General features: G+C 39.7%; 19 protein-coding genes and 1 riboswitch. Of the genes, 12 read left to right on the top strand and 7 right to left on the bottom strand.

Going from position 1 to position 18,631, the window contains the following annotated elements:
- Window positions 1-33 precede the first annotated feature (33 nt).
- Entirely contained in the window at window positions 34-1,536 is a 1,503-nt protein-coding gene (locus AA0X95_RS24890; protein WP_413302859.1) for a LuxR C-terminal-related transcriptional regulator, read from the bottom strand.
- A 365-nt stretch (window positions 1,537-1,901) separates the two neighbouring features.
- On the opposite strand from AA0X95_RS24890, the gene AA0X95_RS24885 reads away from it, so the two are divergent.
- The 3 genes from AA0X95_RS24885 to AA0X95_RS24875 are packed head-to-tail and all read left to right on the top strand — an operon-like array spanning window position 1,902 to window position 4,065.
- Window positions 1,902-2,477, top strand: coding sequence for a DUF6230 family protein (locus AA0X95_RS24885; RefSeq protein WP_335530422.1), 576 nt, complete (start codon window positions 1,902-1,904; stop codon window positions 2,475-2,477).
- 15 nt (window positions 2,478-2,492) lie between these two features.
- Window positions 2,493-2,879: a DUF6114 domain-containing protein gene (locus AA0X95_RS24880; protein WP_413302857.1), complete on the top strand. Its 387-nt coding sequence runs from the start codon at window positions 2,493-2,495 to the stop codon at window positions 2,877-2,879.
- Window positions 2,880-2,892: 13 nt separating this feature from the next.
- Window positions 2,893-4,065, top strand: coding sequence for a hypothetical protein (locus AA0X95_RS24875; RefSeq protein WP_413302855.1), 1,173 nt, complete (start codon window positions 2,893-2,895; stop codon window positions 4,063-4,065).
- 42 nt (window positions 4,066-4,107) lie between these two features.
- Here AA0X95_RS24875 and AA0X95_RS24870 read toward each other — a convergent pair whose 3' ends face one another.
- A complete protein-coding gene (locus tag AA0X95_RS24870) occupies window positions 4,108-5,340 on the bottom strand; it encodes an aminopeptidase (RefSeq protein ID WP_413302852.1) in 1,233 nt (410 codons plus the stop codon).
- A gap of 361 nt (window positions 5,341-5,701) precedes the next feature.
- Entirely contained in the window at window positions 5,702-6,973 is a 1,272-nt protein-coding gene (locus tag AA0X95_RS24865) for an MDR family MFS transporter (RefSeq protein WP_413302849.1), read from the bottom strand.
- 163 nt (window positions 6,974-7,136) lie between these two features.
- Between AA0X95_RS24865 and AA0X95_RS24860 the strand changes: the two genes are divergently transcribed.
- Both AA0X95_RS24860 and hutH read left to right on the top strand, forming a co-directional pair.
- On the top strand, window positions 7,137-9,326 hold the full coding sequence (locus AA0X95_RS24860; RefSeq protein WP_413302846.1) for a DNA topoisomerase III: 2,190 nt from the start codon (window positions 7,137-7,139) through the stop codon (window positions 9,324-9,326).
- A 325-nt stretch (window positions 9,327-9,651) separates the two neighbouring features.
- Window positions 9,652-11,178 (top strand): histidine ammonia-lyase, encoded by a 1,527-nt coding sequence (gene hutH / locus AA0X95_RS24855; RefSeq protein ID WP_413302843.1) that lies wholly within the window; start codon window positions 9,652-9,654, stop codon window positions 11,176-11,178.
- Between the two features lie 34 nt (window positions 11,179-11,212).
- On the opposite strand, the gene AA0X95_RS24850 is transcribed toward hutH, so the two are convergent.
- On the bottom strand, window positions 11,213-11,422 hold the full coding sequence (locus AA0X95_RS24850; RefSeq protein WP_413302840.1) for a hypothetical protein: 210 nt from the start codon (window positions 11,420-11,422) through the stop codon (window positions 11,213-11,215).
- Window positions 11,423-11,568: 146 nt separating this feature from the next.
- On the opposite strand from AA0X95_RS24850, the gene AA0X95_RS24845 reads away from it, so the two are divergent.
- Window positions 11,569-11,946, top strand: coding sequence for a DnaJ family domain-containing protein (locus AA0X95_RS24845; protein ID WP_413302838.1), 378 nt, complete (start codon window positions 11,569-11,571; stop codon window positions 11,944-11,946).
- 704 nt (window positions 11,947-12,650) lie between these two features.
- On the opposite strand, the gene AA0X95_RS24840 is transcribed toward AA0X95_RS24845, so the two are convergent.
- On the bottom strand, window positions 12,651-12,791 hold the full coding sequence (locus tag AA0X95_RS24840) for a hypothetical protein (RefSeq protein WP_413302835.1): 141 nt from the start codon (window positions 12,789-12,791) through the stop codon (window positions 12,651-12,653).
- Window positions 12,792-13,054: 263 nt separating this feature from the next.
- Between AA0X95_RS24840 and AA0X95_RS24835 the strand changes: the two genes are divergently transcribed.
- The 3 genes from AA0X95_RS24835 to AA0X95_RS24825 all read left to right on the top strand — a co-directional run bounded on the left by AA0X95_RS24835 (window position 13,055) and on the right by AA0X95_RS24825 (window position 15,448).
- A complete protein-coding gene (locus AA0X95_RS24835; protein ID WP_413302831.1) occupies window positions 13,055-14,023 on the top strand; it encodes a carbohydrate kinase family protein in 969 nt (322 codons plus the stop codon).
- Window positions 14,020-14,934, top strand: a complete 915-nt coding sequence (locus tag AA0X95_RS24830) for a pseudouridine-5'-phosphate glycosidase (protein ID WP_413302828.1) — start codon at window positions 14,020-14,022, stop codon at window positions 14,932-14,934. Before AA0X95_RS24835 ends, AA0X95_RS24830 begins: the two co-directional genes overlap by 4 nt.
- Window positions 14,935-15,196: 262 nt before the next feature.
- Window positions 15,197-15,286: riboswitch (cyclic di-GMP riboswitch) on the top strand.
- Window positions 15,287-15,316: 30 nt separating this feature from the next.
- Window positions 15,317-15,448 carry an anti-repressor SinI family protein gene (locus AA0X95_RS24825; RefSeq protein WP_413302825.1) on the top strand — a complete coding sequence of 44 codons (132 nt, stop codon included), beginning with the start codon at window positions 15,317-15,319 and terminating at the stop codon, window positions 15,446-15,448.
- Window positions 15,449-15,525: 77 nt separating this feature from the next.
- On the opposite strand, the gene AA0X95_RS24820 is transcribed toward AA0X95_RS24825, so the two are convergent.
- Window positions 15,526-15,858, bottom strand: a complete 333-nt coding sequence (locus AA0X95_RS24820; RefSeq protein WP_413302823.1) for a helix-turn-helix domain-containing protein — start codon at window positions 15,856-15,858, stop codon at window positions 15,526-15,528.
- Between the two features lie 268 nt (window positions 15,859-16,126).
- Here AA0X95_RS24820 and map point away from each other — a divergent pair, with 268 nt between their 5' ends.
- Window positions 16,127-16,876, top strand: a complete 750-nt coding sequence (gene map, locus AA0X95_RS24815; protein ID WP_413302821.1) for a type I methionyl aminopeptidase — start codon at window positions 16,127-16,129, stop codon at window positions 16,874-16,876.
- Window positions 16,877-16,912: 36 nt separating this feature from the next.
- On the opposite strand, the gene AA0X95_RS24810 is transcribed toward map, so the two are convergent.
- Window positions 16,913-17,140: a DUF1128 domain-containing protein gene (locus AA0X95_RS24810; protein ID WP_413302819.1), complete on the bottom strand. Its 228-nt coding sequence runs from the start codon at window positions 17,138-17,140 to the stop codon at window positions 16,913-16,915.
- A gap of 228 nt (window positions 17,141-17,368) precedes the next feature.
- On the opposite strand from AA0X95_RS24810, the gene AA0X95_RS24805 reads away from it, so the two are divergent.
- Window positions 17,369-17,740, top strand: coding sequence for a YtxH domain-containing protein (locus AA0X95_RS24805; protein ID WP_413302816.1), 372 nt, complete (start codon window positions 17,369-17,371; stop codon window positions 17,738-17,740).
- 13 nt (window positions 17,741-17,753) lie between these two features.
- Window positions 17,754-18,590 carry a YihY/virulence factor BrkB family protein gene (locus tag AA0X95_RS24800; protein ID WP_413302813.1) on the top strand — a complete coding sequence of 279 codons (837 nt, stop codon included), beginning with the start codon at window positions 17,754-17,756 and terminating at the stop codon, window positions 18,588-18,590.
- The last annotated feature ends 41 nt before the right edge of the window (window positions 18,591-18,631 follow it).

The raw sequence follows: 18,631 nt of genomic DNA, 5'->3' as shown, positions 1-18,631 counted from the left end.
GTAAAAGGAGCAGCTGATAGAAGCTGCTCCTTTTTATGAAATGAGTTTCATTTTTATGGCTTTCACAGCGGCATCTGTTCGGTTTTTGGCTTCTAATTTTTGAATGATAACTGATACATAATCTCTTACAGTATAGCTGCTCAGGTGTAATTTTTCAGCGGCTTCGTTGATAGAAGCACCTCCGGCGATCAGTTGTAATACTTCTTTTTCACGCATGGTTAAGACAGAGTGCGTACCGCCAAATTGATGGAGGGCCTCATCCCATATCGAATACAACAATTCGCCGGCATAATGCCCAAATTTGATGAGCGTCGATAAGGTTTGCATGCTGATATCAAACTGCGAATTTTCACCTTGATCTAATAGAGCAATCCCAAGCAGTTTGCTTTTTGTGGGAACGAAGATAGGTAACACAACTAATGAGCGAAGTTGAAATTCATTTACGTATTTTTTTGGTAACACATCTAAAGCGTTCGAAAAGTAAAGCGGCTGCGAATGGGTTAACGAGTTTAAATATTTTTCTATTAAGGAGAGCCCTAATATTTCTTCCTGGATTTGCTGTACAGAAGGAATGTTGACATTATAGCCCGAAACGCCAATCCCTTTGTCTTCGTAATGATTATATAAAAACAACCCACATCGACTAAATGGCATATAGTCGACTAAGCCCTTTGTAATCGCCTTTACGGCATCATCCACGCTCCGTGCACGTAATAAATGCTGTAAGAAGAGAAGGGAACCATCCTTCCATTCCATCCTGCTCTCAAGCTGTTGGAGTTTTAACTGTCGAAGATACATGCCTCTTATAAAATCACACTGATGCTCTGTAATCGTCGTTCCAGGATCACGTACACAAACAAGTAACACATCATTCAGACAAGGTACTTGAACAATGTCACTTTCCTCCTCGCCTGTGCCGATTAGTTTATTTATCGCTGATGATAGATGGCAGATTTGGCTGGCTTTTAAATTGGAGCACATGTCGATTAAGTGGGTGTCTACTGGATAATCGTCTGAACAGACAATACTTTCAATCTGGTAGTTTTCCAGCTCCTTCTTAACCACAGCAGCCCACTTCATGGGAATGATATTGGTGACGATCATATTTTTCATCCACTTCTTATTTTGTTCCTCCCAGCTTTGTGTTAACAATGCCTGATCCATCATTCGCGAAAAAAACGATTGAATGGCCTGGTGGTCAAGAAAAGTGGCTGCCGGTTTTTCTGCTAGGAGCTTATGAAATATATTTTCGATTGTTGAGACGAGTGAAATGGAATCGGATTCATTGTATTCGGTCGAAAATCGATTTTGCCATTCTATGAGGATTGAATGGATGAAGGTATCTGCATTGGGAGCTTTTCCGGCTGAAACCTTCTTTAATGCTATTTGAATCATCGAATCAATTTCATCTACTAAATGGTCGTTTTGAATTTTTAATGTAGGTTGAAGTTTCCTCCATTCCATCAAGAATGGCTCTTTCAATTCAAGTAAGAGGGTCAGTCCCTTTTGTACAAGCTGTTCGATTTTATGCTTCATTTCATCCACCTCCGTAACAAGTATTTTTGATCCGCTCCAGGCGCTTCGCTTTCCGCGGGCGTGCCGGGGAGCCTCCTCGTCGCTTCGCTCCTGCGGGGTCTCCCCTGCTCCGTACTCCCGCAGGAGTCTTCGCGCCTTCCGCTCCAATAAACAGTGTGCCAAAATCACCAATGAGCATGAACGTATCTTTTTTAAATAATACGAAGAAAAAATTTCCAATATGTCCGTAGTGAAAAAACTATACCCGACATTTGTCGGGGGGTTCTATTTTTTACGATATTTTCCGTGATTGTAAGGAGGATACCTTAGATAGTATTGTAAAGGAAAGGTTGTTTATTGAAAATTGGGAAAATAGGAGGGGTTTCATGGAAAGTACGATTCAGCTTGTTGAGGGTACCACAAGTAAAAAGGTTTTTTGGTCTGCATTAGGAACAGGAATCATAGCGCTTGCCCTGCTTTTAGTATCATTTGGGATATCTGGGGTTGCCTATGCGGTTCCTATAGCAGGTGTAGGGGACTTTTATGTAGAGTTTGATAAATTAGAAGGAAATGGTTATGTTTTCTACCCGAAAATGGGAGAAACAAGCTCTTCTGATTCAGCCCCACAAGGCACTAATCTAATCGAAACCTTAACGATCGACAATCTACAGCTATACAAGGACTTCCAAGTTGGTGGAGAATGGATCCGTGTTAAAATTACTGCCTCCAAGCCGGTGCAAATTACTGGTTTGCAGCATGATGCCGGACTTATTGAAGCCAACGCCAAATTTCAGAACTTAGTACTCCAGGAAAAGCATAGCGATGACTGGCAGAAACAATTCCAGCAAACCTCTTCTAAAATTACATTGGAACATGCAAAATTAAAAACTCATTACTTATTTCAGAAGACGATAAACATGAACGGAATGAGATTAACAGTTGAAAAGATTAATAAGAAATAATGAGGAGGGACTTTCATGGCATTTAAAATGTGGCGAAAACAGCGGCCGCTAGGGGGAGCAGCGATTACCATTCTTAGTGGTCTAATGATCTCGTGGGTCCCATTAAACCTTTATCTCAGTACATTTCTTCCTGGTTCCATAGCCATTATAGGTTTACTGTTTGGCGGAGTCATTACGTTGTTAGGTATCGTTGCCCTATTTTTCCCTAATGCATCTAAAATACTAGGAATCTTTACTATTTTTCTATCCATTCTCTCGGTGATTGGGGCATTAGGAGGCTTCCTGTTTGGAACCCTTTTTGGAATTATCGGAGGGGCGTTGTTAATGGCATGGCGTCTTGCTCCCGTTCAAGTGAAGGCAGCACCTCCAAACAGAGTTGATGAGACGGTCCATACTGTCTAAAGGGGAGCAAACTATGTGGTGGAAAAGCAAATACTTCGTTATAAACATTTGTATCCAGCTAGTGTTTTTATCATTCTTCCCTTTCGGCTCCTCTGCAAAGGCCGAAAGTAAAGCAAATGAAGGCTTTGTTATAGAAGCGGACCGTGTAGTTGGATCGGGTATGACCGCTTCCATTGTGAAGCGGGAAACGTCTGAGAGTGATCAGGAGCCCATGCTGCGATTCCACTATAAATCTGCGGTCATCTATGGAATGAGACTAACGAAGCAGTTAGAATCTTCCAATGGCCCAGTTACGATTACCTTAAAGGCAAAAGGTCCCGTCACTGTAAAAGATATGACAGTGGATACAACGGCCATTTCCTTTAAAGGTGCTTGTGTCAATGCATCAGAGACGATTCCGGAGCTGGGGATGGAAAATGTGGTTATGAATGCTCATTATATGGAATCTAAAAACAGTATTATTGACCAGTTACTCCTCGACACAGTCGCTGGTAAGCAGGGGGCTCCTCATCCAGATCAGAGTAAGCTTTTACAAGATTTAAGTATGTTACCTATTAATCAGATAGATACAGAGATTGAAAAAATATCAAATGGACATTTGCCGCTGACGTGTGAGGAAGGTGGCAAGGGTGATGAGTCTTCTGGCAGTATCGGAGTTGTCACCGACCCGCTTCCAGATGTGGTTGGTGTAGTAACAAAGCCACTTGAGCCTGTATTGGAGCCACTCGAGCCGGTGTTGAAACCGCTAGAACCTGTGTTGAAACCACTCGAGCCAGTCCTAAAGCCGCTAGAACCGGTGTTAAAACCTTTAGAGCCAGTTACGAAACCACTTGAACCAGTATTAAAACCAGTGGAGCCTATTGTAACAGGTACAAAAGAAAAGGTTGATCAAGTCGTTCAAACGACGTGCGAGCAGTTAAAGACTGCCAAGGGAGCCATCACAAAGGAATTGGCATTAGACCTGATTGATGAAGCCATTTCGAAAAAGGTACCTTTGAATTCAATCTGTCAGAATGACACGACACTAACAAAAGAACTTCAAAGCTGGGAAAAGAGCCTACTAAGCTCACTAGGACTAGTAAATTTATTAGGTAAGGTATTAAATGAGGACCCGGTCCAGCAGCTAAAGAAAATGCGTGAAAAAATAGCGAAAGAAAAGGACGGAGCGATTGTGTATTCTCAATAAAAAGGAGGATGACCATAATGGTCATCCTCTCTCTGTGTGATATTAGAAAGCCCAGTTTCCTGCTCTGAAGATTGGCTCAGTTTTTCCATCGGCTGTGATACCATCGATGTCCATCTCAGGAGATCCAATCATAAAATCTACGTGTGTAAGACTTTCGTTAAGTCCATTCTCAGCTAATTCCTCAGATGACATTTTCTTACCACCCTCGATACAGAAAGCATAGGCACTTCCGATCGCTAAATGGTTTGAAGCATTCTCATCAAACAAGGTATTAAAGAAAAGAACATTTGATTGGGAGATTGGTGAATTATAAGGAACCAGCGCCACCTCTCCAAGATAATGAGAACCTTCGTCAGTTTCCACAAGACGCTTCAAAATTTCTTCGCCTTGTTCTGCTTGGTATCCAACAATCCGTCCGTTTTCAAATGTAATCGAGAAACGGTCAATGATGTTTCCTGCATAGCTTAACGGCTTTGTGCTTGCAACCGTACCATTGACACCCGTTTTTAATGGAACAGTGAAAACTTCTTCCGTTGGCATGTTGGCCATGAACTCGAAGCCCTTTTCATTAATGCTTCCGGCACCCACCCAAATATGTTTTTCAGGAAGTTCAACCGTTAAATCTGTACCTGGAGCTGTATAGTGAAGCTTTTGGTATCGTTTCTCATTTAGGTATTTTACCTTTTCATGGAGAGTCTCGTCATGCTTTTTCCAAGCATCCACTGGATTTTCTACATCTACGCGTGTAGCTTTGAAAATCGCATCCCAAAGTTTGCTTACTTGGTTTTCAGCTGGCTCATCAGGGAAAACCATAGCTGCCCAAGCTGGGGATGGAGCGGCAATAACAGTCCAGCTCACCTTATCTGATTGTGCAGCTTTACGATAATTCGCTAAAGCTTTTCCAGCCGCTTTGTTGAAGTTGGAAATACGTTCTGGGTTAACGCCACTTAGCAAGTCTGGGCTTTGGGAAACGACAGACATAAAGGCAGCACCTTTTTCTGCAAGTTCATCCATTTCCTTTGCACGCCAAACAGGGTACTCAAGAAATGCCTCATCCGGAGCTAAATCGTATTTTGTTCTTGTAACCGTATCATCGTTCCAGTTCACAATGACATTGTGAGCACCTGATTCGTAGGCTTTTTTCACCACTAACCGAATAAATTCTGCCGCGTCAAGAGTGGCATTGACGACCAACGTTTGGCCTGGCTGAACATTTACACCGACTTTAACAGCAAGCTCAGCATATTTCTCAAGGTTTTTTTGAAAATCACTCATATGTATATCTCCTTTTTCAGAATCTTCCTATATTGTATCGTTTTTCTTTGGAAAAAGAAACCGATAACAAAATGTAGCTGGAATCTACTTACAAAAAAACAGTAGAGACATTTCATCTCTACTGCAGCTTACTACCGTACACTTTTATATTAAAATAAACACCTGCTGAAAATACCACTAGAAAAGTAATGATTCCTGATACTGAGGTTGGAGACATGAACTGTGACAATTCCATCCATTCCACCGTCCTTATATATTAACCGTTTACAAGTTAATTATAATATTAAAAGAGGTAGATGTGAACATTTTAGTACAATTTTTCGAAATTTATTTGAACTTAAATACAAAAATGGGACCGTGTTTACGATCCCGTAATGGTAGCTTTTTTTTCAAAATGTACAAACATAATCCAATACAGTGCCGCACTTGCGAGGGCAAGAATACAAAGTACGAAAAACGTCCAATTATAGCCAATCCACACGGTCATTGGGATGGCAAGCGGAGCAATGGTCCGGCTGATCGTAAACCGCAAACTGGCTGCTGCAAAATACTGGCCCCTCATATGCTCAGGTGCGAGCTTCGAAACGAAGCTCTGCTGTAGTCCTGCACCCATTAATTCAGCAAACGTGAAAACAGCCATTGCCAAAATTAATCCCCATATCCAATGAGTTTGACTGAAGATAACGATGGAGATGGCGTACACAACGGAGGAGATAACGAATACATTTCTTTCATAATATTGATCCATCCACTTTGTTACAAACACCGTTAACAAGGATACAAGCAAGCCATTTTCGGCAAGGACGATTCCAAATACCTGTTCAGCCTTAATCGTAAACGCCCAATCACCCACAGAAAAGAGTGTTTGATTTTTTACGAAATCTTTTATATAAACAGGAATTAGGAGGTCCAATTGCATAAACGTCTGCCCAGCCAAGACTCCCGCCAGGATAAATAATAGGAAGGTCTTATCCTTTATGATGAGGGAATAATCCCTCAGTTGATTGAGTAAAAAGTAATACCACTTTCCGTCGCTAGAAAGAGCAGCATTCTGTTTAACTGGTGCCGTTTCTCTAATCATTTTAGCAAGAATCAATCCAAATAAAATACAAACAAATCCAGCTACAAGTAATAGCTGAAAGCGGTAGTGAACATAAAAAATGGATCCTAAAATAGGGCCGACCACAACAGCAATATTAATAGATGTATAAAAAATGGCAAATACACTGCTTCTGTGCTTTTCTTCCACGACATCTGCAATCATCGCTTGGCTCGCAGGCCAGTAAAAGGAACCAAATACCCCTGCAACTGCGAACGATATAAATCCAATCCAAGGGGAATGGAGCCATGGCGAACTGGCTGCTGCAAATACTAAAAAGGAAAGCCCTTGCCCAATTGCCGAGAGAACCATCATTCTTTTTCTTCCGAAACGATCTGCACAATATCCGCCCATCAGATTAGCAGCTACTGAGAAAATCTGCGAAAAAACTAAGAGTAATCCTGCTTTATTTTTACCGAACTCATCTGCAAAATAGATGGTTAAGAACGGGAAAAACATCCAAAAGGTAATATTCATCATGGCTTCACTATACAAGCGAACCTTTAAATTTGGGTCCCAATCTCTAATTCTCATGTTGAATCCCCATTTCTCATAATCATGTCAATTCATCATACTATTCTCAGGGAAGGAGATTCAAGAAAAAAGCAGGGAATACATTGGAAACTTCGGAATTACTGAATCCAAATGGGACGTATGCTATAGTTAACATACGAAAACCTGAAAGGATGTTTTAGATTTGGTAAAAAGTGTTGTAATTGCTGAAAAACCTTCTGTCGCACGTGATATTGCACGTGTGCTTAATTGTCATAAAAAAGGAAATGGGTTTCTTGAAGGCGATAAATATATCGTTACATGGGCACTTGGACATCTAGTCACACTTGCTGACCCAGAAAATTACGATGTGAAATATAAAACATGGAATTTAGAAGATCTACCTATGCTGCCTGACCGCTTGAAATTGACAGTCATTAAGCAGACTGGAAAACAGTTTCATGCGGTCAAAAGTCAACTGACTAGAAGTGATGTTAATGGAATAATCGTAGCAACAGACGCAGGCAGGGAGGGAGAATTAGTTGCACGTTGGATTATTGATAAAGTTAAAGTCAACAAACCAATTAAACGTCTATGGATCTCATCTGTTACAGATAAAGCGATTAAAGACGGCTTTGCCAACCTGAAGCCTGGTAAAGCCTATGACAATTTATATGCTTCAGCTGTCGCACGTTCAGAAGCAGACTGGTACATCGGTCTGAATGCAACACGGGCATTAACCACCAGGTTCAATGCCCAATTGAACTGTGGTCGTGTTCAAACCCCTACTGTTGCGATCATTGCAGCACGTGAGGAAGAAATCAAAAACTTCAAAGCACAAACCTATTACGGCATTGAAGCTCAAACTACAGAGCAATTAAAGCTGACTTGGCAAGATGCCAAAGGGAACAGTCGTAGCTTTGACAAAGAAAAAATAGATACGATTGTGAAAAAGCTAGGCACCAATAAAGCTACTGTAACAGAAATTGAGAAAAAGCCGAAGAAGTCCTTTTCTCCAGGTCTTTATGACTTAACTGAATTACAGCGAGATGCCAATAAAATATTCGGCTACTCTGCGAAAGAGACACTAAATATTATGCAAAAGTTGTACGAGCAGCATAAAGTTTTAACGTATCCTCGTACAGATTCTCGCTATCTTTCTTCAGATATTGTCGGAACGCTTCCTGAACGGTTGAGAGCGTGTGGAGTGGGAGAATACCGTCCATTAACCAATAAAATCTTAAGTAAGCCGATAAAGGCTTCGAAAGCATTCGTCGATGATAGTAAAGTATCTGATCACCATGCAATTATTCCAACAGAAGGATATGTAAACTTCTCAGCCTTCACAGATAAAGAACGAAAAATTTATGACTTAGTGGTAAAGCGATTCTTAGCTGTGTTATTCCCCGCATTCGAGTACGAGCAATTAACCCTTCGTGCAAAAATTGGTGAGGAGAACTTTGTTGCAAGGGGAAAAACCATTCTATCGATGGGTTGGAAAGAAGTGTACAATAATCGACTTGATGACGACGATAATACAGATGATCTGAAAGAGCAAATATTACCTCGTATCGAAAAAGGGGATACATTAAACGTAAAATTAATCGCACAAACTTCAGGTCAAACTAAACCGCCGGCTAGATTTACTGAGGCGACATTACTGTCAGCGATGGAAAATCCAACGAAGTATATGGACACACAAAATAAGCAACTTGCAGACACCTTGAAATCGACTGGTGGACTAGGGACTGTTGCGACACGTGCTGATATTATTGACAAGCTATTCAATTCATTCTTAATTGAAAAGCGTGGCAATGACATTCATATTACTTCTAAAGGTCGTCAATTGTTGGATTTAGTTCCTGAAGAGCTAAAATCACCTACATTGACAGCGGAGTGGGAACAAAAGCTTGATAAAATAGCTCAGGGCAAGTTAAAAAAAGACGTGTTCATCAACGAAATGAAAAACTACACAAAAGAAATCGTTGCTGAAATTAAAGCCAGTGATAAGAAATATAAGCACGATAATATTTCCACAAAATCATGTCCAGACTGTGGAAAACCGATGCTTGAAGTGAACGGTAAAAAAGGTAAAATGCTCGTGTGTCAAGATCGTGAATGTGGACATCGTAAAAATGTCTCCCGCGTAACAAATGCACGCTGCCCACAATGCCATAAGAAACTAGAATTGCGTGGTGAAGGGGAAGGGCAAATCTTCGCATGTAAGTGTGGATATCGTGAAAAACTTTCTGCTTTTGAGGCACGTCGCAAAAAAGAATCAGGTGGAAAGGTCGATAAACGTACAGTACAAAAATATTTGAAAAACCAGCACAAAGAGGAAGAACCTATAAACAATGCGTTGGCAGAAGCATTAAAAGGATTAAAGTTTGATTAATTCCATATTTAATAAGGCGCTATCCCGTAACAAGGATTAGCGCTTTTTTACTTATAAGAGGAACTGTACATTCCTTTCGTTCGTTATTCTGCTAAAGTATTATTGTACTAAAATTCAGAAAATTTAGTTGACATGTTGAGTTTTCCTCTCATACAATAGTTATAATCATAATAATAAATTTGAATGGAATGATTTTCATGAGCAATCGTCAAAAAACAATTCCATATTTAAAATCAATTATAAAAGAGGCTGGATTCCAAATCTAAGATGATAAGGAGTCTAGCCTCTTTCTTTATTATATTAAAGTGGTAGAGGAGCGAGAAAAATGATTACATTAACAGGTGAAAGTCTAACGCTAGAACAAATGAAGGAAGTATTATACCGCGGTCAAAAGGTTCGCGCTTCAGAGAAGAGTATGGATGCCGTTAAAAAGAGTAGAGAAGCTGTTGATCGAATTGTTTCAGAATCGAAAGTAGTATATGGGATTACGACTGGGTTTGGAAAGTTCAGCGATGTGTTAATTGATAAAAATCATGTTCAGGACCTTCAGCTAAATTTAATTCGCTCACATGCATGTGGTGTGGGAGAACCATTTCCTGAGATTGTTTCTAAAGCAATGGTCCTTCTTCGTGCTAATGCACTGCTTAAGGGTTTTTCTGGGGTTAGACCGATTATTATTGAAAAACTTTTAGAGTTAGTTAATCTGGAGATAATTCCTGTTATTCCGCAACAGGGTTCTTTAGGTGCCAGCGGTGATTTAGCGCCGCTGTCCCACCTTGCTTTAGTCTTAATTGGGGAAGGGGAAGTTTTTTATAAAGGAAATCGGATGGAGTCTATGGGTGCTCTTCAACAAGAAGGAATCCTACCAGTTACATTAGAGGCAAAAGAAGGCCTGGCTCTAATTAATGGGACACAGGCGATGACAGCCATGGGTGTGGTTGGTTATCTAGAAGCAGAGCAGCTGGCGTATGAAAGCGAACTGATCGCTTCTATGACAATTGAAGGATTGAATGGTATTATTGACGCCTTTGCGGAAGAAGTTCATGTAGCAAGGGGCTACAAACAGCAAATTGATACGGCGCGAAGAATTCGTGGTTATTTAAGTGATAGTTTATTAACGACTCAGCAAGGCGAGTTGAGAGTACAGGATGCTTACTCCTTACGTTGTATCCCGCAAGTTCACGGTGCATCATGGCAGGCCTTGGATTATGTAAAAGAAAAATTAGAAATAGAAATGAACGCAGCAACCGATAATCCCTTAATTTTTGATGATGGGGAAAAAGTCATTTCGGGAGGAAACTTCCACGGACAGCCAATTGCTTTTGCGATGGATTTTATGAAAATTGCAGTTGCAGAATTGGCCAATATTTCAGAGCGGAGAATTGAACGCTTAGTGAATCCGCAATTAAATGATTTACCGGCATTCCTAAGCCCACAGCCTGGTTTGCAATCAGGTGCAATGATTATGCAGTATGCTGCTGCGGCACTTGTATCAGAAAATAAAACACTAGCACATCCAGCGAGTGTGGATTCGATTCCATCCTCAGCTAACCAAGAGGACCATGTGAGTATGGGAACCATTGCCTCTAGGCATGCGTATCAAATCATTCAAAATGTTAGAAGAGTGTTAGCTATTGAATTGATTTGTGCCATGCAGGCGGTTGAGATTCGTGGGATTGAAAAAATGGCTACTCAAACAAAAGAATTCTATGAAAAGGGACGCGAGCAAGTAGCTTCCATTAAACAAGACCGCGTGTTCTCAAAGGATATTGAGAAAGCGGCTAAATGGCTAAAAGAAATTGAGATTTCTCATTTTATAAAAGAGTTCAGTTTGGAAAAAGAACAATATTAATGTGCATTGGAAAAGGCGTGAAAACTCACGCCTTTTACTCTGTCTGATCCTGTTCAGATAGCAATCGGGCAGTATCGCCGCGATATTCTTCTTCATTCTCGACTCTATTTTTAAATGCTTCTCTTACTACTAGGAATTCTTCATCCCCAACTGCTTCTTTTCCTTTTTTCTCGGTTAAGCTATCTTGTGGAAAATTACCAGGATGATTCTTGTTCTTATGGTTAAAATGTTCTCCGCGTGACAAAATCAACACTCCTTTCATCTACGCATGTAGCATTCCCAAATCTTCGTAAAATAATTACGGATTGAACTAGGTTGCCATTTTAATTATTAGACGTGACTTGATATACTTACTATAGGGAAAATGGTAATAATAAGGAGGTCTAAAGCATGGATCTGTTTCACATTGTCTCAGAAGACCGCATAAAAAAGGCTTATCAAGATGGTGAATTTGAAAATCTGCCAGGATTGGGTAAACCATTGCAATTAGAGGATTTATCGGGAATTCCTGAGGAGCTCCGTATGGCCTACAAATTGCTGAAAAATGCAGGATATACCCAGGAAGAAGGTCAGTTGCGGCAAGAAATGATGACGATCGAGGATTTAATGAAGAAATGTGATGACTCCAATGAGAAAGAAAGCCTCCAAAAGAAATTAAACGAAAAACTCCTTTGGTTTAACCAACTAATGTCCAAACGAGGGGTTAAAACGAACTCCGCCATTTTTAAAAATTATGAGCACAAGGTACAGAAGAAAATAAGATATTAATATAAGAGATCTTTACGTGCCCAAGGTGGGTGCTAAAGTGAGGAATCAGTAACGTAGAAGTGATCTACGTGCCTCAAGAGGTTGTGGAAAAGGTATACGTGCCTCCAAAGGTAGTGGAAAAGGCACACCGGTCTCGTAGCCCCCGTCTATGAGACCAAAATCCTTCTCCATGAGGCAATTCGGTCTCATAGCCCCCGTCTATAAGACCAAAATCCTTCTCCATGAGGCAATTCGGTCTCATAGCCCCCGTCTATAAGACCAAAATCCTTCTCCATGAGGCAGTACGGTCTCATAGCCCCCATCTAAGCGACCAAACCCCTTCTCCATGAGGCAGTACGGTCTCATAGCCCCCGTCTAAGCGACCAAAATCCTTCTCCATTAGGCAGTACGGTCGCATAGAACCCGTGTATGCGACCAAACCCCCTCTCCATCAGGTAGTTCGGTCTCATACCCCGGTCTAAGCGACCAAAGCCCTTCTCCAACAGGCAGAACGGTCTCATAGCCCCCGTCTAAGCGAACTAAATTATTTCCACAAGGCAATTAAGGCACGTAGTATAGGCAAACCGGTCCGAAGAAGAGGTCTAAGAGCCCCAAAAGCATGTGGAAAAGGCAAATCGGTCACGCAGGGTCGTTCTCGCTTGATACAAATTAATAAAGCTAACAAAAAAAGCTGGTGAAAGTGGGCGCATACACTTTCACCAGCTTTATTTTATTTCTCCCCCTGAAGTCTCACCAGTCGAGGCGTCTTCCTGTTTGGCCGGTTTGCACATACGGTCGAGTAGAAAACCAGCAAACACCATAAACGCAATCGGAATCGAGTAATTTAAAACATGAATCACAGTCATAGCATTAAACACCGACCTTTATTTTGAATATTAATAATATTTAGTATATTTATATGTTGTTTATATTATATGTTATCTGTCACATTTTAGACAAATTTTATTAACATAAATCCTTGTTGCTAAGCAGTGTATTCAAATAGCAAAATGTTTTTCTATTTTTATAACAGGATTTTCAAGATACGTATCGTAATAGTTATATGAGTAGGGAATATTTTGAAATTTTGACTTGCTTAACAAAGGATCTTAAGGAGTGGATGCTAACAATGAACAAAGAGGAAGCAATCATTTTTGATATTCTCTGTATTGGTGGAGCGAATGTAGACCGTAAAATTCAGGCGATTAAACAGTTGAAGTATGGAACATCAAACCCAGCCATAAGCTCCATGTCACGGGGAGGAGTCGCAAGAAATATTGCAGAAAACTCAGGCCGAATAGGTCTAAAAGCATCTCTGTTTGCATATGTTGGCTCAGATCCTGAAGGGGAATGGCTCCTAGAAAACACTAAACATTTTGTAGAAGTATGCCCTACACAAATCATACAAGGAAAATCTACTGGCACTTATACTGCCGTACTTGATCCATTAGGTGAAATGGAAATCGCACTAGCCGATATGGCTATTTATGATGAAGTGAAAGATACCATTTTTGAAGAGATATGGATGCATATAGAACAGTCAAAAATGATTTTATTAGATACAAACTTTCCAAAAAACATCATTCAACAAGTAATTACTGACTGTAAAAACTTCAACAAACCTATTTGTATTGCTACAGTTTCCGCTCCTAAAACAGAAAAGCTCCCAGCATCCCTTGAAGGTGTAACCTGGCTTGTAGCCAACCATAAAGAAGCAGAGGCGTTATCCAACCTAGAAATAAGATCAGAAGGAGACTTCTACCAAGCAGCTGAAGTCATTATGAAAAAAGGTGTGGAGAAAGTAGTTATTACCCGAGGTGAGAAGGGATTAATTTATTATACAAAGGATGGCGAAGCGGGAGCGTTAATACCTCCAACTGTTCCTATTGTGGATGTAACTGGGGCAGGCGATTCTCTCATTGCCGGAATTATATTTGGATATCTTAAGGGTTTGAGTACCGAAGATTCTTGTAAAATTGGTCTTTCATGCTCATTGATAACCATTCATTCAAATGAAACGGTAAATCCCGAATTAAACCAGCAATCCTTACTTGAAACCTACCAGAAATACTTTAGTAAAGGGGTCACCAAACGATGAACCAAGCATACCTGTCCTTTTCAGAGGAAGTACTTGAAGCAAAAAGAGAAGGGAAGCCAATTGTTGCACTTGAATCGACGATTATTTCACATGGAATGCCGTACCCTCAGAATATAGAGACTGCAAGAGAAGTAGAAGAAATTATCAGGCAGAATGGCGCTGTACCAGCAACTATTGCCATCATTAATGGGAAAATCAAAATCGGTTTATCTGATGAGGAATTAGAATTCTTAGGCACTAGTAAGGAGATCATGAAAGCTAGCAGGCGGGATCTTCCCTACATAATCGCAACACAAAAACACGGGGCCACAACGGTTGCAGCGACCATGATTTGTGCACAAATGGGTGGAATTAACGTGTTTGTGACAGGTGGTATTGGCGGTGTTCACCGCGGCGCAGAAGTAACAATGGATATTTCCGCCGACTTGCAGGAATTAGCAAAAACAAATGTAGCAGTCGTTTGTGCTGGAGCAAAATCAATTCTTGATTTAGGCTTAACATTGGAGTATTTAGAAACCAACGGAGTGCCCGTCGTTGGTTATCAAACAGAGATTCTGCCAGCTTTTTATACGAGAACAAGCCCTTATAAAGTAAATTTCCGAGTGGATTCACCAGAGGAAGCCTCAGCATTAATGAAGACTAAATGGGATTTAGGTTTAGAAGGTGGAATCGTCATTGCCAACCCCATTCCAGAACCCTATGCAATGGATGAAGCTTTAATTAATAATGTTATAGAGATTGCTTTAAACGAGGCAAAAAGTAAAGGGATTCATGGTAAAGAGGTCACACCTTTCCTCTTAAGCAGGGTAAAAGAGCTAACAGCAGGGTCAAGTTTAGAAGCAAATATTGCACTGGTAAAACATAATGCCAAAATAGGTGCTCGTATTGCAGCAGTAAAAGGCGGCAAATAATATACTATTTTAAAGGGAGGATTTGACCTAATATCCTTCTTTTTTTAATTTCTTTTACTGAAAGTGGAGGGAAAAGGGAGTTTTTGTAGAAAAATAGGATAATTTGTGTATAAAAGTAGTTTGAAAATTATAAAAAAAAGACAAAAAACAACAACCTAATATAAAAGGACTAGATATAATGAACATATCATTTAGTATTAAGTATTTATACCTAGATAAATAATATAAAAATGGAAGAATGCAATACTTAAGTTGTAGAATAAACAGAAAAAGGCAAACCTGTTGAAAAGTAGGGACGCAAAGCCGAGGATCTAAGGCAGGCCTTTCTTGCTATGATGGCCGGGTTACCTGGAATACTATGTGTATTTTAGGGGGAGAAAAAATGATTATTGCAGAGAGAGACGTGGATGTAATTGATCAGGAATGGATGGCGCTAATTTTAGAAGCAAAAGAACTTGGCTTATCTATTACAGATGTTCGTGATTTCCTCCACCAAGAAGTTCAAAAGAACTAACTTGTTACATATTTAAAAAAGCATTCTACTAAAAGAGGTTTCTTTTGTAGAATGCTTTTCTTCTTTATAGAATAAAATTAATCATTACTATTATTTTGATTTATTCTCCACTTATTAAATTCTAGAAAGTCACGAAATTGCTCTTTTGAAACCCCAGAACCCATAGCTTCTTTAACTAAGTTCATCCATTCACTGTCTAAATCATCCTTGTTAATTTGTTCATGAATTAAATGTTCGACGGGTAGATTTAAAACGGCAGCAATTTTTTCGAGAAATTGTATAGATGGATTTTTTTGCAGGTTTCTCTCCAGAGAGCTTAAATAAGACTTAGCGACCCCAGCTTGCTCTGCAAGTTCTGAAAGAGACATCTTCTTTTCTAAGCGAAATTTTTTTACGCGATCACCAATCATTCCATTCACACACCTATTAAACATATTTATACGTTAATTCTATCAAAAAGAATGAAAAAGTACCATATTAAGAACGAAGGAATATGACAAAATAGTGAATATTATAAAATGGTCATCTTGAAAAACCCACGGGTAAGAAGTTCTTTTGAAAAAATGACGGATTCGAGTTAATATTAATAGTGTTTCCAAATGAGAATGTATCTTAAACTTCTTTTACTTACTGTAAAGCTTACTATACATAAAAATAATCAAAAAGGCAGGGAAAAGAATGATTGTCCTGAAATCACCACGTGAAATTAAAGCGATGAAAAAGGCTGGAGAAATCCTTGCGGCCTGTCATAAGGAAATTGCTAAATTAATTAAGCCAGGAGTAACTACTTGGGAAATTGACCAGTTTGTCAATAAATTCTTAACCGAACACAAGGCAACCCCAGAGCAAAAAGGATACAAAGGCTATGAATATGCAACATGTGCAAGTATCAATGATGAAATATGCCATGGCTTTCCAAGAAAAGAGCCATTAAAAGAAGGAGATATTGTTACCATCGATATGGTCGTAAATTATAATGGTGCCTTAGCGGACTCTGCGTGGTCTTATGCAGTAGGAAATGTCTCTAAGGAAACAGAGCATTTATTAAAAGTGACAAAGGAAGCACTATATAAAGGAATTGAGCAGGCCGTTGTCGGCAATCGAATCGGTGATATTGGGCATGCGATTCAAACCTATGTGGAAAGTGAAGGATTATCGGTTGTTAGGGACTTTATTGGACATGGCATTGGGGCTGTGATTCATGAGAAACCGGATGTTCCTCATTACGGGCTGCCAGGAAAAGGGGCCAGGATTAAAGAAGGAATGGTCTTTACGATTGAGCCAATGGTGAATATCGGTCAATATCAAACGAAGATGGATACGAATGGCTGGACCGCAAGAACTGTAGACGGAAAATATTCAGCACAATATGAGCATACACTTGCCGTTACTAAGGATGGCCCTATTATCTTAACAGAGCAAAAATAAAATGAGGTTGACTCCTTGGAGTCAACCTCATTTTATTTATTTGTTTTTTCTCAGACTACCTAATTCTTCAACTAATGCCTGCATTTCATTAGGACTGAAAGAGTTCTTTTTTAGAACCATTTCATAAATTTCTTTTAATTCTTCGTACATTTCTTCATCAAAGTGAGAAGGTTTAATAGCCCCAAGGTTCAATACCTTTAATTTTTCTTTTATTTGTTCAATCATATATTCCACATTTTCGATCGATTTTTCTGATAGATTCATTTCGGTCACCCTTTCCGAATTCATATATCTCATCTTTTCATGTTAAAAATGATCTGTCAATATAATCTTCTCTTAAATTCATACGATTAATCTCGTTAAAGAATGGGTATAAAATAGAACGCGGACTTGCATAGGTAACGGAGATAACGCAAAATAAATGTAGGGAATCTTTGGCATTGTTTTTTAAAAAAGATGAATGATAATTACTAGGATTAAGGAGAGTTTAAGATGACAAAGAAGAATCAATTTTGGAGGGGCATGCTGATTGGTGCAATCGCTGGTGGAGCCATCAGCTTACTAGATAAACCAACCCGTCAGGCGATGAAAGAAAATGTCTTAAAGACGTCTAGAAAGGTATCCTACATTGCGAGAAACCCAGGAGAAATTGCCGATAAGGTGAAGGGGACGGCTTCTAAGCTTAAGGAAACCTTTGAGCAAGTGAGTGAGGATATTGCCTATATTACGGACAAAGTGGACGAGTTACGTGAACTAACACCTCAGGTGACGGATATCATTAAAGAAACGAAAGAGACATTCGCTAAGAGCGAGGAAGATGACTTATTAGAGGATGTTCTTGGAGAAGAGATAACGAATAAATAGAGGGAGGAAGGAAATGGACAAAGCAGCAAATATACGCTCATCTTTGCTAAAATTACTTTGGCACAGGATTGAAGAAGACGACCTTCCTGGATTAAGTGCGCAATTGGCCTATTTTTTACTACTTTCTTTGTTTCCACTCCTTATCGTAATATTTACACTACTGCCCTACATACCGTTTCCGCATGAGGATATGCTGGGGATGATTAGAGACTTTGCGCCGGCAGAGGCAATTAATCTCATTGATAAAAATGTGAATGAAATCATGAACCATCGTAATGGTGGACTATTATCTTTTGGAATTATCGGGACTATTTGGTCCGCATCCAATGGAATTAATGCGATTGTGAGAGCTTTTAACAAAGCGTATAACGTCAAGGAAAGCCGCTCATTCATCGTGGCAAGAGGAACAGCTATATTCTTAACATTCGGGATGATTTTTGTTTTTATCCTTGCCCTTATCATACCCGTATTCGGTAGAGAAATAGGTCTGTTTCTTTTTTCGCAATTAGGTTATACAACAGAATTTATTAAGCTTTGGAACGCCTTAAGCTGGCTAGTGAGTGCAATCATACTGTTTCTCATTTTCACAGGCCTGTACTGGATTGCACCCAATGTAAAACTAAAATGCCGCAGTGCTTTTCCAGGTGCAGCATTTGCCACGGTTGGCTGGATTATCTCTTCCATTGGCTTATCTTTTTATGTTGGAAATATCACTAATTACTCCCTTACTTACGGCAGTATTGGTGCGATTATTGTGTTAATGATTTGGTTATATATCTCTGCTTTCATTATTATTTTGGGCGGGGAAATCAATGCTTTTTACAGTGAGAAAAATAAGACAAATTGCTAATACTTTCCCTTCATGAAAATACTTCTTCTGTTCAAACTATG

The organism is Neobacillus phoenicis (genome assembly GCF_047302305.1).
Lineage (GTDB): Bacteria > Bacillota > Bacilli > Bacillales > Cytobacillaceae > Neobacillus.
This window is presented reverse-complemented; position numbering and strand designations above follow the sequence as displayed.

What these genes read in the sequence shown, in the direction of transcription:
- AA0X95_RS24890 (WP_413302859.1), bottom strand. Translation starts at nt 1,536, where the DNA reads ATGAAGCATAAAATCGAACAGCTTGTACAAAAGGGACTGACCCTCTTA.
- AA0X95_RS24800 (WP_413302813.1), top strand. Translation starts at nt 17,754, where the DNA reads ATGGACAAAGCAGCAAATATACGCTCATCTTTGCTAAAATTACTTTGG.
- AA0X95_RS24825 (WP_413302825.1), top strand. Translation starts at nt 15,317, where the DNA reads ATGATTATTGCAGAGAGAGACGTGGATGTAATTGATCAGGAATGGATG.
- AA0X95_RS24835 (WP_413302831.1), top strand. Translation starts at nt 13,055, where the DNA reads ATGAACAAAGAGGAAGCAATCATTTTTGATATTCTCTGTATTGGTGGA.
- AA0X95_RS24805 (WP_413302816.1), top strand. Translation starts at nt 17,369, where the DNA reads ATGACAAAGAAGAATCAATTTTGGAGGGGCATGCTGATTGGTGCAATC.
- AA0X95_RS24810 (WP_413302819.1), bottom strand. Translation starts at nt 17,140, where the DNA reads ATGAATCTATCAGAAAAATCGATCGAAAATGTGGAATATATGATTGAA.
- AA0X95_RS24880 (WP_413302857.1), top strand. Translation starts at nt 2,493, where the DNA reads ATGGCATTTAAAATGTGGCGAAAACAGCGGCCGCTAGGGGGAGCAGCG.
- hutH (WP_413302843.1), top strand. Translation starts at nt 9,652, where the DNA reads ATGATTACATTAACAGGTGAAAGTCTAACGCTAGAACAAATGAAGGAA.
- AA0X95_RS24845 (WP_413302838.1), top strand. Translation starts at nt 11,569, where the DNA reads ATGGATCTGTTTCACATTGTCTCAGAAGACCGCATAAAAAAGGCTTAT.
- AA0X95_RS24820 (WP_413302823.1), bottom strand. Translation starts at nt 15,858, where the DNA reads ATGATTGGTGATCGCGTAAAAAAATTTCGCTTAGAAAAGAAGATGTCT.
- AA0X95_RS24865 (WP_413302849.1), bottom strand. Translation starts at nt 6,973, where the DNA reads ATGAGAATTAGAGATTGGGACCCAAATTTAAAGGTTCGCTTGTATAGT.
- AA0X95_RS24830 (WP_413302828.1), top strand. Translation starts at nt 14,020, where the DNA reads ATGAACCAAGCATACCTGTCCTTTTCAGAGGAAGTACTTGAAGCAAAA.
- AA0X95_RS24870 (WP_413302852.1), bottom strand. Translation starts at nt 5,340, where the DNA reads ATGAGTGATTTTCAAAAAAACCTTGAGAAATATGCTGAGCTTGCTGTT.
- AA0X95_RS24875 (WP_413302855.1), top strand. Translation starts at nt 2,893, where the DNA reads ATGTGGTGGAAAAGCAAATACTTCGTTATAAACATTTGTATCCAGCTA.
- map (WP_413302821.1), top strand. Translation starts at nt 16,127, where the DNA reads ATGATTGTCCTGAAATCACCACGTGAAATTAAAGCGATGAAAAAGGCT.
- AA0X95_RS24885 (WP_335530422.1), top strand. Translation starts at nt 1,902, where the DNA reads ATGGAAAGTACGATTCAGCTTGTTGAGGGTACCACAAGTAAAAAGGTT.
- AA0X95_RS24840 (WP_413302835.1), bottom strand. Translation starts at nt 12,791, where the DNA reads ATGACTGTGATTCATGTTTTAAATTACTCGATTCCGATTGCGTTTATG.